Source organism: Acinetobacter sp. 102, assembly GCF_037028485.1.
GTDB lineage: Bacteria > Pseudomonadota > Gammaproteobacteria > Pseudomonadales > Moraxellaceae > Acinetobacter > Acinetobacter higginsii.
Map to the genome: position 1 here is coordinate 22,917 of NZ_JAZEZK010000013.1, position 14,812 is coordinate 37,728.

Below are 14,812 nucleotides of genomic sequence, written 5' to 3' on the forward strand. Positions count from 1 at the left end.
AAAAAGATAAAAACAGAAGGAGATGATCATTCTAACAATTATGACAATTTATTCAATGTTAGTTTCGCTCTAAAGACTTTCCTCTACACATTAAGTAGCTCCTACAAAATCATAATCTCAAGCATAAAACATAGTCAAAGAGAGATCTTTGACCTTAACCAACTGCCTACCACATCATGGAGAATAATTATTTACATCATCATCGTGTAGCAGATACATAAAAGTTTGCTATCCGTTCTCTACCTTTGGAATAATAGAACTGACCATGCAGGTCAGTTCAAAATTACTCATTTCACAGCTTTTTGAAGATAAAAAAACATGTGAAATATCTATTAATTCAATAGGCTTTAAAACAACGGACATCATTTACTGATTACCTTATGTCCGTTCTGAATAGGCTTTGTAGGAGTTAATCAAAGTGATTAAGATCAAAGAATTGATAATGTCTGAACGTATAGTCTTAGATAAATCAAAACTATTAGATACATTAGACAGCACATCCATCTCATTAAAAAATAAACTTGTATTTCTACCTTTTATCGCCCATTTCGTTATGAATTTTGGTGACTTTAATAAATATGTATTGCCATTTAAAGCGCCAACAAATGAATTGGAAAATCTCGTAAACATACATGCAGCAGAAGATGCCGAACATTGGATTTGGTATGTGCATGATTTAGAAAAACTAAGCTATGATCTTCCTGAAAAATTTACGACAACTTTAAAAAAATTATGGTCAAAAGAAAATGAAGAAAACCAAATCCTTTTTTTCGAGTTAGTCCATCTAGTTCACAACCAACCAGCCAATATTCGACTTGCAATTATCGAAGCAATCGAGATTACAGGTCATATCATCTTTTCAAAATTGAGAGATATCACCCAACATTCTAATTACCAGTTAAGTTATTGTGGAGACATCCATTATCATAAAGAAACAGGTCATACCATTGGAGCTGAAGAAAAAATCATAGATCAGCTAACCTTCTCAACATATGAAAGTGAAATTGCAACTCAATCCATAAAACAAGTCTTTAAAGCATTTAGTCGCTGGTATCAGTACTTGGATTTCCTTATTTGTACACATCATAGATCCTGACCAACTACAGTACTTGATATCTCTATTTTATAAAGAAATCCCTCTATTAAAGAGGGATTTCTTATTCAGGAATCAAGCTTACTTACTATTCGGTGACACCATATTTTCAGGTTTCACCACCTCATCAAATTGTTCAGCAGTCACTAAACCAAGTTCAACCGCGACCTGCTTTAAGGTTTTATTTTCCTTATAAGCCGTTTTCGCAACTTTGGCAGAGTTTTCATAGCCAATCACAGGATTCAATGCAGTGACCAACATCAATGAGTTATGCAAGAAATGATCGATCTTGTCACGATTCGGTTCAATACCCACTGCACAGTGATCGTTAAAGCTATTGCAAGCATCGCCCAACAATTGAATCGATTGCAGTAAGTTATAAGCAATCACGGGCATAAATACATTGAGCTCAAAGTTACCTGAAGCACCCGCTATATTAATTGTGGTGTCATTCCCTAAAACTTGAGCAACAACCATGGTCATCGCTTCGCTTTGGGTCGGATTAACTTTACCTGGCATGATACTTGAACCAGGTTCATTTTCTGGAATACGAATTTCACCAAATCCGCAGCGAGGGCCACTTGCCAACCAACGAATATCATTGGCGATTTTATTTAAGCTTGCAGCAAGTGTTTTTAATGCACCTGATGCAAACACAGCAGCATCACGACCAGCCAACGCTTCAAATTTATTCGGTGCTGTCACGAATGGCAGACCGGTTAATTCAGCTAATTGCTCCGCTGCTTTAACCGCATAATCTGGATGTGCATTTAATCCAGTACCAACCGCTGTCCCACCTAAAGGCAATTCATATAAACCAGACAGTGCTTGTTGTAAACGCTTCAAACCATGCTCTAATTGTGAAACATAACCACTAAATTCTTGGCCCAAGGTCAAAGGTGTCGCATCTTGTAAATGGGTACGGCCAATTTTGACGATATCATCAAATTCTTCTGACTTACGCTGTAATGTATCTTTTAGCTTCGCAACGGCTGGAATGAGTAATTCATTAATTTGAATACTTGCAGCCACATGGATTGCAGTTGGGAATGAGTCATTGGTTGATTGTGCACGATTGACATGATCATTCGGATGAACTGGTTTTTGTGCACCCAATACTTGACCTAATTTCTGATTGGCGATATTGGCAATCACTTCATTACAGTTCATATTGCTTTGCGTACCTGAACCAGTTTGCCAAACCACCAATGGAAATTGTGCATCCCATTGTCCAGCAATTACCTCTTCAGCAGCACCAACGATATATTGGCTTAAATCTTCAGGAAGTTGTTTTAATTCAGCATTGGTAATGGCAGCAGCTTTTTTCACCAAACCCATTGCTCGAATCATGGCACGTGGCAAGCGTTCTTGACCAATCTTAAAGTTTTGTAAACTTCGTTGCGTTTGCGCACCCCATAAGGCTTCATTCGGGACCTCAATGTCACCCATTGTGTCGTGTTCAATTCGCATTTGCATAAACAACCTCTACTCTATTTGGTTAAAGTTCTCACGGGCTGAAGCAAAGTGATGCTTTGGCTAGTTGCCGTTATCCTAATCAAAGCAGATATAATTGTAAATAATAATCATTATCCTAATTGCCTTTTAAGGTATTCAGATAAAAGCGCCATTCATCTTCAATCATCTGTGCTAAAGGTCGTTTTGGTGACCAGTTAAGAATCTTCCCTGCCTTATCAATTATTGCACCTAATTGTGCAATCTCATCATGCTGAAATACTGCGGGCTGAACATGCACTTTCGCCTGAGTCACTTTCTCAATTTCATTTAATAAGTTTTGAATTGAGGTCAGTTGTGAATGTGCGATGTTGAATGACTCCATACAGTTGTTCTGCGTACTTAACCAATTTAGAGTCATTAAAATGGCATCACATGCATCTAAAACATGCAGAAAGCTTCTCTCAACAGTTCCATCAGTAGTTGCGGCCTGATTCTGCAATTCAATACATTCACGCTGCATAGCAGCAACTTGTAAAGCTAATGGCACGATATTCTTAGGCAATTGAGTGACAAACTCACCTAACACACCATGCTCAAATGCACCAACAATATTGGACAACCTCAGATTTACAATCCTCCACTCGGGATCGACATGATAAGTATCTGCAATAATATCTTCAACCATTTGCTGAGATCGAACATAAGGGTTCGAATATTTATAATTAAATTCAGTCTCTTCCTTAAGCTCAGTACTTGATTGCCCATAAACCGCCAGACTGGACAAATTGATTAACTGTCTCACCCCCATGCGTTGCATGGCTCTTAACAGGCTCATAATGCTGCTAACATTGTCATTATAATATTCAAGAGGTTTTAAAGTAGATTCTTCTAATGATTTAAAACTGGCAGTATGAATCACAGTGTCGATGGAATATTGTTCAAAAACTTTATTAAGTGCAGGTGTATTTCGAACATCAAGTTTCGCAAATGGAATATACATTCCTGAGATATATTCTAAACGTTCTAAAGTTTGTAAGGTCGAATTGGCTAAATTATCCACAATGACGATTTCTTGCCCGTGAGCCAAAAGGCTCAAAGCAATATGTGAACCAATAAAGCCTAAACCACCTGTCAGCAAAATCATTGTATACTTACCTTCCTTTATATCTGTCCATCATTTTTTGCCAATTATGACCATAGTGAATATTCCATGAGCACACTATTGCTAATTACTTCCTCTCCTACGTCGATTATGGCTTGGCATGCTTTTGGTCTAGCTCAAGCGCTTCAAAATAAGGATGAAGAAGTTCGTGTCTTCTTTTACCAAGATGGTGTTCAGGTTGCGAATGACTTACAGTGGTTTCCCGATGATCAACGCAACTTAAAACAAGAATGGCAAAAGCTTGGCATCCGACTCCCTGTCTGTGTCAGTGCTGCCCTTGCTCGGGGTATCACTGATGCGGACAATGCAAAACGTCATTCACTTCAACATCACAACTTAGCCAATGGCTTTGAACTTGTGGGTCTCGGAGAACTTGCTGACGCAGTACAAAGCTGTTCTCGTTTAATTCAATTTTAATTAAAGTTCTTTACTAGCGTGTTGCTTTGAAAAGGTAAATTGTGTGAAATCTGTACTCGTCATTCTAACTCAACCTAACTTAACAAGTTTGCAAATCAATGAAAGCTTGTCCGCTACTATGGTTTTAGCAACCTTTGGTATTTCTGTCAAAGTATTATTAAAATGTGCAGCAATTAACTTATTGGATAATAAATTAGAATTTGATCAACTTTTACACGAGTTTAAAATTGCATCCAACTTGGTTGAAAGTTTTGAGTTCTATGATTTAACCCCAATTTTAATTGAATCAAAAAATCAAGAACTTAACGCTGTTAAAAATACAGAACAGGAAATTGAATTTGTTGATCTCTGTTCTGAATTCATTCAATCATTTGATCATATAATGTACTGGTAAGGCCACTCCATGCAAGCAACAACACTGTTCCTCGTGCAATCTAATGCTGATCAAATTTGGTCGGATTTAATTAAAATGGCACAATCTGATGACTATATTGTGATTATGGGTAATGCAGCAATTCAAATACCTAGCGCGATTACAGCAACTTATTACAACATTTATTGTTTAACAAATGAGCACAACTTACTTGATGATGAAATTAAATCTCGGATTCAAGCGATCGATTATGCACAATTTGCGGATTTAACTCTAAAATTCAAACGTTGTGTTTCTTTGAAATAAGACATCTTCAATTCATTTTAAATTTGTTAGGCTATTTTATGCAGTTAGAGTTAGACCAAGACGGCCATTTAGTTGATTACACCATTTGGAATCAAGACGTTGCACAAGAATTAGCGAAGTCTTTAGATTTGCAGTTAACCGACTGGCATTTTGAGATTCTTTATGCAGTACGCCAGTTTTATCAGCAATTTGGACATTCACCTGCAACACGTCCGCTGATTAAGTTTTTAATGAAAACCTTCAGTCCTGAAATTGATAATGCAGCATTACAGCAGAAATTTAATACAGGTTTAGTCGCTCGACATTTAAGTCGTTTAGCTGGCGTACCTAAACCTGCAAATTGTTTATAATTTTTTATTTACGCAAATTTCTTGGCACAAGCAACACAGGCAATTACTGCAATCGTGACGCCAAACATGGCAGGACTTACTTGTTCATGTAATAAGACTGCGGCAATCGCCAAACCAAAGATCGGTTGCAACAGCTGGAGTTGCCCAACAGTTGCAATCCCACCTTGTGCCAAGCCCTTATACCAAAAGAAAAAACCAATCAGCATACTAAATAAAGACACATAGGCCAAACCAAGTTTTGCCGATGTTGAAATTTGATCAAAGCTCATAGGCATATAGAGATATGAAATGAGCAGCATGATCGGCAATGTAATAATCAATGCCCAGCAAATCACCTGCCACCCTCCCAAATGTTTAGAGAGTTTTCCGCCTTCGGCATAACCAAAACCACAGAATATAATTGCCAATAACATGAAAATATCACCATAGTTAAAGGCCCAACTCCCTGTTTGGACTAACATATACCCAAAAACCAGTGAAGCACCTAAAACTGCGAATAACCAAAATACGAAATTCGGTCTTTCTCCACCTCGTAGCACACCAAAAATAGCAGTCGCCAAAGGCAATAAGCCTACAAAGACAATGGTGTGTGCAGCACTGACATATTGAAGTGCTAATGCTGTAAATAACGGAAAGCCAACTACAACCCCAATCGCAACATAAAATAATGGCAACCAATCTTTTCGTGTTGGTAATTGCTGACGTGATAATAAAATCAAGGCCAAACCAAGAAGACCCGCGATTGCGGCACGAGCAGCAGTTAAAAAGGTAGGGCTAAAATCCATAACCGCAACGCGTGTGGCTGGTAGTGAACCGGCAAAAATAATCACACCGATCAGACCATTCATCCAACCACGACTTAAAGTTTTCATTTAAATTCTCCAAATCTATATGAAGAATTTAAACTGTGATATGGTTTAAGCACCATACACAGTACAGTACAATTCCAAATAACCGTATTGGCTTACTACCCCATACAGTTTAAAGATAGATCGAGATGAAAAGTACAAAAATTGATTTCGTGATCCAGCACATTCAGGAGCAAATCAAAACCCGCTCTTTACTGCCAGGTTCTCGTCTACCTTCAGTTCGCGCTTTAGCTGGCTTGCTGCATTTATCTGTTTCAACCATTGTTGAAGCTTATGAACGTCTTGCCTCTCAAGGGATTATTGAAGCTAAAACAGGATCGGGCTTTTTTGTTGCAGGACCACTTGCACCCTTGTCTATCTCTGAAATCTATCCAAAGATTGATCGAAGTATTGATCCACTCTGGATTTCTAGACAAGCTTTGGAAGCAAAGCCAGATGTATTAAAACCAGGATGTGGTTGGTTACCTGATGACTGGATGCCACACGAAAATATCCGCAAAGCCATTCGTAAGATATCTAAAGCCACTTCCAACATTTTGACTGATTACTCAACACCTTTAGGCCTAGCACCTTTACGTGAATTACTTTCAAGAAGAATCTTGAGCAAAGGCATTGAAGCGCGTCCAAATCAGATCTTATTGACAGATTCAGGTACGCAGGCGATCGATTTAATTTGTCGTTATTTTCTTAAACCGAACGATGTAGTTCTGGTTGATGATCCCTGTTATTTCAACTTTCATGCCCTACTCAAAGTTCATCAGATACAAATCATCGGTGTGCCTTATACGCCGACTGGACCTGATCTTGAAGCATTTTCGCAGGCAATCCAAAACTACAATCCACGCCTCTACATTACCAACTCAGGCATTCACAACCCGACTGGTGCTGTGTTAACGGCATCAACGGCTTATCAGGTGTTAAAACTGGTTGAGCAATCTAATTTGATTGTCATTGAAGATGATATTTTTGCAGATTTAGAATTGCATAGTGCCCCTCGTCTCGCAGCTTTGGATGGCTTATCTCGTGTCATTCACATCGGCAGTTTTTCAAAAACTTTATCTGGCTCAGTCCGTACAGGATACATTGCAACCAAAACAGAATGGATTGAAGATTTAACTGATATCAAAATCGCGACTTGCTTTGGAGGGAGTAATTTATCTTCAGAAATTTTGTATGCTGCATTAACTGATGGAAATTATCGTAAATATCTAGAAGAATTAAAGGTCCGTTTGTCTAAAGCAATGGATGCAACAATCAAACAACTTGAGAAACTAGAAATCAACATCTGGGTTAAACCCACTGCTGGGATATTTGTATGGTGTGAATTACCACACCACTTCGATACAGCACGTATTGCACAGCGCTGCTTAGACAATGGCGTGATTTTGGCTCCAGGAAATGCATTTAGCCAGAGCCAAAATTTCAAAAACTTTATTCGTTTTAATGTGGCGCAATCACTGCAACCCAAAGTTTTTGAGGTTCTATCTCATGCCATTCAACAAGAGACAGAACGACAAAATTTATAAATCAAGCACTTAGCTTTTTTTGCTCGATAAAAGCGAAATAGCCGGGTCCAGCCGCGACACGAACATCTTTGGCTTGAATCGGTTCATCACACTCAGAACACACCACTTTGGGGTTGATTTTTCTGCCACAGGTTTTATGGGTAAATTCAACAGGTTTGCCCAGTCCCATATCCATCCATTTATCGGCCCACTGCACCATCGAGAGAATGATTGGATAGAGATCTAAACCCTTGTCTGTCAATTGATATTCAAAACGCTCTTGACGATCAACATACGGCACTTTAGTCAAAATCCCATGCTCGACCAAACGCTTTAAACGCTCTGAAAGTACATGACGTGTCAGTCCTAAACTACGCTGAAAATCATCAAAACGGCGTATACCCATAAATGCGTTACGTAAGATGAGCATTGTCCAACGATCACCCAATACTGAAAGCGTCCTCGCCACTGAACATGGCTGGTCGCCAATTTCGTCCCATTTCATTATTATCACCTAATCATTTTTTTAAAGTTTTATTTAAAAGACATCTATGTCTTGAACCGTCATGTTTAGAAACTAAACAATATAAAATATACACTAAACCACCTTATCCATCAGATGCAATATTGGCACTTGGCTAAAAATACCAATATTCAGTCATTTTACATAAATTCATCAAAACAATTTAGTTGTAAATGAATAGCCCAGAAAGGATTTGTCCTGCTTCTAATTTCGTATTGGCTGGGATACGTACCAGACTATTTGCTTGCATTAAGTTGCTCAGCATATGTGATTGTTGCTTCGCTAAGCTTTGTAGCTTGAGCTGCCCTTGATCAAAATAAGCATGCATTCTTAAGAAACGTTCTCGTGCGTCTGACTTCAAATCATGTGTCAGTACGCCACTCAACCACTGCAAGGGTTGGCGTTGGTTCTGCAAGGCATCAAGCAAAGCTTTGCCATAGACTTGCATACACACATACACTGCGGCAGGATTGCCGGGTAAACCCAACAAATAGCAACGATTATCTTGCTGTGTGTATTCGGCAAAGAATAATGGCTTTCCGGGTTTTTGTTTTACCTTCCAAAAGATTTGTTCAAAACCTGTTTCAAATGCACATGGGCGAACAAAATCATAATCGCCAACAGAAACACCACCCGTGGTTATGATCAGATCATATTGTTGTTTTAAGCGCTCAAAACACTGCATCACCTCTGCGGCTTCATCTACAATATGTAAGATTTCCGCATCTATGCCATAGTCTTGCAACCAAGCTTTCAGTAATGGGCCATTGGCATCAAAAACTTTCCCTGCCTGCAAGTCCTCAGGAGTTTCAGCAACTTCATCCCCTGTAATGACCACAACCACTTTAGGTGATTGAAAAACATCAATACTTTGCACACCCGCCATACTTAGCGCTGCCAGTGCACCAATATTGATTCGTTGTCCAACATCCGCCAATTGCTGACCCCGTTGCACTTCTTCACCGACAAAACGAATATCCGCTTGAGGCTGAATGTGTTCAGTCAAGCGAATGGTTTGATTGGCTTCAACGACGACAATTTCTTGTCGAGCAACATGCGTTGTTCCCTCAGGTGTTTTCCCGCCTGTAAAAATACGAATCGCTTGCCCATCTTTGAGCTGATAATCAGATTCACTACCCGCTTTAATTTCACCAATCACGTCAAAGACTGCATCTTGCAGATGATCGGCAGCACTATTCAGTGCATAACCATCGACAGCACTTTGTGAGAAACTCGGTAGATCCACATTTGAACAGACAGCTTTGGCTAAATAGCGATTCAGACTATCGGCTAAAGACAATGTCTCAATCTTTAAAGCTTTCGGTTGGGTTTGCACCAACGCTAATGCCTCATCAATACTGATCAAACCTTTTTCAGCACCACATCCTGACATTATTCATAACCTCCTGGATGTGGTAAATCACGACATACATCAAAAATATGGACGAGGGCTGGTAAAATGGCAGCCATCGATTCACTCGCACCACCACGACTTCCTGGTAAAGTCACCAACAATGAGCGATCAATAAAGCCTGCAACACCGCGTGACATGGCTGCATATGGCGTGCGTTTTTGTCCAAATGAACGTGCCGCCTCCATTAAGCCGTCGAGTTTGCGTTCTAATAGTGGTTCTAGGGTATCTACAGTGATATCCCGCCTACCAATACCAGTACCTCCGACCGTCATAATGCATGCATAAGATTTGGTCAGCTCTAACACTAAATCTTTGAGCTGATCAGCTTCATCAGGCAAAATCTGATAATGAATCGGATCAAAGCCTGCTTCAGTCAAAGTCTCAACCACGGACCTACCTGCGGTATCGGGTTTACGACCCGCTGCAACTGTATCTGACAGTACAATTACAGCCGCTGAAACAGGTTGGCGCAACGTACGTTTAAAGTGTGATTTTCCACCCTTTTTCTTGAGCAATTTACACTGATCTAAACACAGTTCTTCTGGCTCACAGTGCGGTTTTAACATGTCATATAAGGTTAAGCCCGCTAAGCTCGCAGCCGTTAGAGCTTCCATTTCCACACCTGTTGGGCCAATGGTTTCAACTGTGGTCAGAATCACCACATGGTCGTCATTTAGATCATAATCAACATCAGCGCGGTAAATCGGCAATGGATGGCAGAGTGGAATCAGCTCATCGGTACGTTTAGCCGCTAGAATCCCTGCAATACGTGCCGTTTTTAAGGCATCGCCTTTTTCGGTATTACCATCTCGCAATAACTGAATGCAATGCGCTGGCGCATGTAAAATCGCTTGTGCTTCTGCAACACGATAACTCTCGGGTTTCATCCCAACATTTTTCATTTTAACTTCCTGACGCTTTATTCGTGTGTATGCTCATGGCTACAATTTTCATGGTGATGCACGGGTAAATCCCTCTTTAATAAAGGGGGACTTAGGGGGATTTTCGCTTGAACATCATCGGTTTGATCTTTACGAATACAACAGCCTTCTACATATTGACTGGTGCCATCCATAAAAAACTCTTCTTTCCAGATCGGCACTTCATGTTTGACCCGCTCTACTGCCTCTTCACAGGCTTGAAAGGCTTCACGGCGATGTGCTGCATAGGCAATCGCGATAATCGCGGTTTCACTGACATCCAAGTAACCGATCCGATGCATGACACGTACATAAGAAACCTGATATTTATCTTTGATTTCCTGTTCAATTGCGCGAATCATCTTTTCTGCGACAGGCGTATAAGAGGTATATTTCAGTGCTTTAACCGCTTTTCCTTCATGGTGATTACGCACAGTTCCAATAAAAATATCAACCCCGCCACATTCAGGAAATGATTGAATCGGATCAAAGTGATCGAGGCTTAAAGCCTGATCTTGGACGCGGGCAAATTCACGCATATTTATCCTCCCGCCACTGGCGACAACAAAACTAAAGTACAGGATGTAGCTAATGCAGTTTGACGTGTCACGATATCCTCACCAATCGCACAGGCGCATTTTTCCATCGTGGGGCTGGCATCTGGATAAAGATTAGTAATATGTGACAGTACATCTTTGACCATTTGGTCTTTTGCAAACTCAAATGCCAGCGCTTTGGGTAATAACCGTTCAATTGCACCAAAGGCTTCTATTTTTATCTCAATGGTTTGCATATTTTCTCCAAACAACTTCCCTCACTAACCACCAAGCATATGCATACTAATTTTACGTACTTGCTGATGTTGTATTGCATGATAACCCTGCGCTTTCTTCCAAATATAAGGCTTAATTTTTTGATCAAGTTGATGGAATGCTAACGATTTGAGCTCAGCTTTTTGTTTGATTGCCTGTTGCAGATCAGGTTTTATATTTAGACCTTGTTTTGCAAATAAACAATTATATAACTCACCTTGAGCCGTCAGTCGAATTCGATCACAGTCCCCACAAAATGAATGGGTAATGGTTGAAATAATACCGAGTTTATATTGGCCATCAAGCTGATAGAGCCGTGCAGGTTCATGCTGTTGTTCTAAGACCTGAATGTCATAATACGCTGAGAGCTGCTTTAAGATTTCCGCTTCACTGACCACGGCTTGATCTGTCCAGTGCTGATCACCATCCAGCGGCATAAACTCGATAAAACGCAACGGAATATTATGTTGTTTGGCCCATTTCACCATCGGCACAATTTGGTCATCATTCTGACCTTGCATCAATACACAATTAATTTTGAACGGTAGACCAGCTTTTGTTGCGGCTTCAATACCAGCAAATACAGGGGCAAGCTCTTTTTTAGTCAGTTGTTTAAATTGAAGCGGATCAAGGCTATCCAGACTGATATTTAGATCATCCAAACCTGCTTGTTTTAATTGTTCTGCATACTTGCCCAGATAATGTCCATTGGTGGTGATTGAAATACGTTTTAGCCCCAAAGCTCTTAAACTTTGCAAATCACGGATAAAATGCACCACACCTTGACGCATCAAAGGCTCACCACCAGTGATACGGATATTTTCAATGCCCTGTCCAACCATATATTGACAGAAAATAAACAGTGCCTCGAAACTGAGTAAATCGTGCTTTTTCATCCATTGTGGATGCTCAGGCATACAATAAACGCATTTGAAATTACAGCGGTCGGTCACGGAAATCCGTAACTTACGCTTAATACGACCATACTGATCTTGCAAGATCGCTAAGCTCGTTTCAGGTCTCTCATGCTTCATCATACGCACTCATTTTGTGAATCTTTTGACTGGGCTTAGCACAGCTTCTGTGCATCCTTGTTGTACTCATCACAGTGAATTATTTTTTATTGCAATAATTATTCCAATCACACAGCAACTTTATGATGATGTTGCTTATTTAATTGAATAAGTCACACTTTCAATCTACAAATAAAAATTGCACCTGTCAGCATATTTTTGTTCAGTTTATATTGCACCAATTTCAAACATGATTTAACTAATATGAAAGAATTTGGTGCATTTAAGCAAAAATATCAATAGGCTAATCGTCTAAGCTGTGAGTCGCTCTAAACGTACAGGCACATATTTATGATATGGTGTCTTGGATAATGGATCACAATGCTGAGCAGAAGTAAGACGATTCAATTGTGGCCCAATCGGCTCTCCACCTCGATAGCGTAATCCGTATCCATGCGGTAACGACACCACGCCTTTGCGCATTCCCTCATCAAGTTCGACCGTCACTTGAATCTTGCCGTGCTCAGAAATACAGTGCAGTACATGACCTGTTTCAACGCCAAAACTCAATGCATCATCAGGATTCATTCTCAAACGACCTTCAGCATCAACTTTACGCCATGCAGGATCACGATAAATTTGATTGGCGTTATAACTACGACGTTCACCCGCAAGCAAAATGAAAGGATATGCATCGGTTAAGGTCAAAGACTGTTGTTTTAACTGTGCTAACTCGATAAACATCTCAGGAATCGCCAAACGAATTTTCTTGTCTTTATAAGCAATCAAGCTCCACACATCAGCATAGTCATGTTGTGATAACACCACACCTGAACGTTGCTGCAAAATGGTCTGGAATAATTTTACCCCCAGATTAAATCGATTACCTTCGTATCCTGCTTGCTTAACCGCTTGATAATGTTGAGCTGCATATTGCATACATAAGGGTAATAACAGCGCGGTAGATGCGGCATCATTCGGCAAAGTCTTACCCAAGGTACGATATACAATGGATGCCGCATAGGGAATTAACTTTTTATTTTTCGCAAAACTGACCCCTAGCGCACCGAAGTAAGCAAGATACGCGGTATTGGCCGAATCTTTTTCTGCAATTTTATTCAATATCGGAAACTGCCGAGGGATCACCTGCATGGCTTCAAGCAAGCGCGTGTAGATCTCGGCTTCAGGCAGGCTATTACCTTGTGCTTTAAAAAGTGGATGGCGTAAATGAAAGCCATTCTTCGGAAATTCCAGATTAAAGCCTGTGAATTCCCACTTTTCAAATTGGCTATGTGCAGGCAACACATAATGCGCTAAACGTGCTGTTTCAGTCATGGCCACATCGACTACCACCAATAGCTCAAGTGACTGGAATGCTTGCTCATATGCTGCGGTATCAGGATAGGTCAACAAAGGATTACAGCTGTCCACAAACACCGCACGAACCCGTTTCTCGCCCGCTTTTAAGATTTCATCGGGCAATATATTCGGAGGAAAAAAACCTGAAATCGGGAACATTTTATGATGTACGGTACGGCGATATTTAGGATTACGCTCATCGGTATTGCTTAGGATGGGAATAAACATGGTATGTAGATTATTAGCACCTTGTTTACCAAAATTTCCTGTGAGTAAATATAAAAGCTTTTCCAAATAACCATTTAAAGTGGTATTTAAGGTGTGTTGAATACCAAGGTCAATCCGGACACACGCACGATGTGCTTGAGCAAAATCACGGGCAATCTGGTAAATCAGTTCGACTGAAACATCGGCTTTCTGAATATATTCTTCGATTGGAATCGCTAGAAAAGCCTGTTTAATCTGATCAAAGCCATGCGTATGCTGCTGAATAAACTGCTGATCATATAACTCTTCTTTCAGCATGATCGCGATCATAGCTGACATCAGATAAGCATCGGTTCCTGGTTTTAATTGCACATGAATATCGGCTTGCTTAGCCGTTTCGGTCACGCGTGGATCAAACACCACCATGGTTCGGTTTGGATCTTTTCTGATATGTTTTAAGGTATCTCTGGCATTTGGAATACCGTGCGCCTGAAAAGGATTGGTTCCGATAAACAGCACATAATCTGCATATTCCACATCTTCAGTGGTATGACAAGCTTGACTGCCAAACAGACGTCCATTCACCCAGAAATCACCTGTTTTTTCCTGCGCCAAAGAGTTGTAGGCATAGAAACTTTTCATGGCGTAGAGCAACTGACGACCATAGGCTGCACCCAAGTGATTGCCCTGACCACCACCACCAACCGATGCAAATGCAGTTCCACCATGGATATTTCGAATCTGTACAAGCTGCTCAGCAATTTCCTGAATAGCTTGATCCCAACTAATCTCTTGATAGGAACCATCTGACTGACGTTTTAACGGAGTGGTTAAACGATCAGCATGTTGTTGGTAATGCTGTAAACGTGCGGCTTTTTGACAGATATAACCTTGCGAGAAAGGATGATCATCATCGCCTCTAATTTTCTTGAACTGATTATCTTCAATTTCTACACTGAGTCCGCAATTACGTGAACATAGAATACAAGCGGTTACATCCTGTTTGATTGCTGTAGCAGTCGTCATTTTTCTCA

General features: G+C 40.3%; 16 protein-coding genes. 6 read left to right on the forward strand and 10 right to left on the reverse strand.

The genetic code is table 11. The features are described 5' to 3' along the window. Positions 1-442 precede the first annotated feature (442 nt). Positions 443-1,096: a hypothetical protein gene (locus tag WA352_RS13800; RefSeq protein ID WP_227505273.1), complete on the forward strand. Its 654-nt coding sequence runs from the start codon at positions 443-445 to the stop codon at positions 1,094-1,096. A gap of 78 nt (positions 1,097-1,174) precedes the next feature. Here WA352_RS13800 and fumC read toward each other — a convergent pair whose 3' ends face one another. Continuing rightward, positions 1,175-2,569 carry a class II fumarate hydratase gene (fumC, locus tag WA352_RS13805; protein ID WP_033133056.1) on the reverse strand — a complete coding sequence of 465 codons (1,395 nt, stop codon included), beginning with the start codon at positions 2,567-2,569 and terminating at the stop codon, positions 1,175-1,177. Between the two features lie 115 nt (positions 2,570-2,684). Further along, the gene (locus WA352_RS13810) at positions 2,685-3,692 is read right to left on the reverse strand and encodes an NAD-dependent epimerase/dehydratase family protein (RefSeq protein WP_336142938.1); all 1,008 of its coding nucleotides are present in this window, start codon (positions 3,690-3,692) and stop codon (positions 2,685-2,687) included. A 66-nt stretch (positions 3,693-3,758) separates the two neighbouring features. On the opposite strand from WA352_RS13810, the gene tusD reads away from it, so the two are divergent. From tusD to WA352_RS13830, 4 genes are read left to right on the forward strand one after another with little or no spacing between them, the layout of a single operon-like run. Next, positions 3,759-4,127, forward strand: a complete 369-nt coding sequence (tusD, locus tag WA352_RS13815) for a sulfurtransferase complex subunit TusD (RefSeq protein WP_005203370.1) — start codon at positions 3,759-3,761, stop codon at positions 4,125-4,127. A gap of 43 nt (positions 4,128-4,170) precedes the next feature. Beyond that, on the forward strand, positions 4,171-4,521 hold the full coding sequence (locus WA352_RS13820) for a hypothetical protein (protein ID WP_033133055.1): 351 nt from the start codon (positions 4,171-4,173) through the stop codon (positions 4,519-4,521). 9 nt (positions 4,522-4,530) lie between these two features. Further along, on the forward strand, positions 4,531-4,806 hold the full coding sequence (locus tag WA352_RS13825) for a hypothetical protein (protein WP_033133054.1): 276 nt from the start codon (positions 4,531-4,533) through the stop codon (positions 4,804-4,806). Between the two features lie 38 nt (positions 4,807-4,844). Continuing rightward, positions 4,845-5,156, forward strand: a complete 312-nt coding sequence (locus WA352_RS13830) for a TusE/DsrC/DsvC family sulfur relay protein (RefSeq protein ID WP_336142940.1) — start codon at positions 4,845-4,847, stop codon at positions 5,154-5,156. An 8-nt stretch (positions 5,157-5,164) separates the two neighbouring features. On the opposite strand, the gene WA352_RS13835 is transcribed toward WA352_RS13830, so the two are convergent. After that, the gene (locus tag WA352_RS13835; RefSeq protein ID WP_033133053.1) at positions 5,165-6,028 is read right to left on the reverse strand and encodes a DMT family transporter; all 864 of its coding nucleotides are present in this window, start codon (positions 6,026-6,028) and stop codon (positions 5,165-5,167) included. A gap of 125 nt (positions 6,029-6,153) precedes the next feature. Between WA352_RS13835 and WA352_RS13840 the strand changes: the two genes are divergently transcribed. Further along, on the forward strand, positions 6,154-7,551 hold the full coding sequence (locus tag WA352_RS13840) for an aminotransferase-like domain-containing protein (protein WP_033133052.1): 1,398 nt from the start codon (positions 6,154-6,156) through the stop codon (positions 7,549-7,551). A 1-nt stretch (position 7,552) separates the two neighbouring features. Here WA352_RS13840 and WA352_RS13845 read toward each other — a convergent pair whose 3' ends face one another. The 7 genes from WA352_RS13845 to WA352_RS13875 all read right to left on the reverse strand — a co-directional run bounded on the left by WA352_RS13845 (position 7,553) and on the right by WA352_RS13875 (position 14,804). Beyond that, positions 7,553-8,035 carry a winged helix-turn-helix transcriptional regulator gene (locus tag WA352_RS13845; RefSeq protein WP_336142942.1) on the reverse strand — a complete coding sequence of 161 codons (483 nt, stop codon included), beginning with the start codon at positions 8,033-8,035 and terminating at the stop codon, positions 7,553-7,555. Between the two features lie 181 nt (positions 8,036-8,216). Next, positions 8,217-9,446 (reverse strand): molybdopterin molybdotransferase MoeA, encoded by a 1,230-nt coding sequence (locus WA352_RS13850; protein ID WP_241345100.1) that lies wholly within the window; start codon positions 9,444-9,446, stop codon positions 8,217-8,219. Beyond that, positions 9,446-10,369 (reverse strand): bifunctional molybdenum cofactor biosynthesis protein MoaC/MoaB, encoded by a 924-nt coding sequence (moaCB, locus tag WA352_RS13855; RefSeq protein ID WP_033133050.1) that lies wholly within the window; start codon positions 10,367-10,369, stop codon positions 9,446-9,448. Before moaCB ends, WA352_RS13850 begins: the two co-directional genes overlap by 1 nt. 17 nt (positions 10,370-10,386) lie before the next feature. Then, positions 10,387-10,926, reverse strand: coding sequence for a molybdenum cofactor biosynthesis protein MoaE (locus tag WA352_RS13860; protein WP_033133049.1), 540 nt, complete (start codon positions 10,924-10,926; stop codon positions 10,387-10,389). Positions 10,927-10,928: 2 nt separating this feature from the next. Beyond that, positions 10,929-11,180: a MoaD/ThiS family protein gene (locus WA352_RS13865; protein ID WP_033133048.1), complete on the reverse strand. Its 252-nt coding sequence runs from the start codon at positions 11,178-11,180 to the stop codon at positions 10,929-10,931. Between the two features lie 24 nt (positions 11,181-11,204). Further along, the gene (gene moaA, locus WA352_RS13870; protein WP_374755506.1) at positions 11,205-12,242 is read right to left on the reverse strand and encodes a GTP 3',8-cyclase MoaA; all 1,038 of its coding nucleotides are present in this window, start codon (positions 12,240-12,242) and stop codon (positions 11,205-11,207) included. Between the two features lie 282 nt (positions 12,243-12,524). Then, complete coding sequence (locus WA352_RS13875; RefSeq protein ID WP_033133046.1) at positions 12,525-14,804, reverse strand: molybdopterin-dependent oxidoreductase; 2,280 nt, start codon at positions 14,802-14,804, stop codon at positions 12,525-12,527. Between the last annotated feature and the right edge of the window lie 8 nt (positions 14,805-14,812).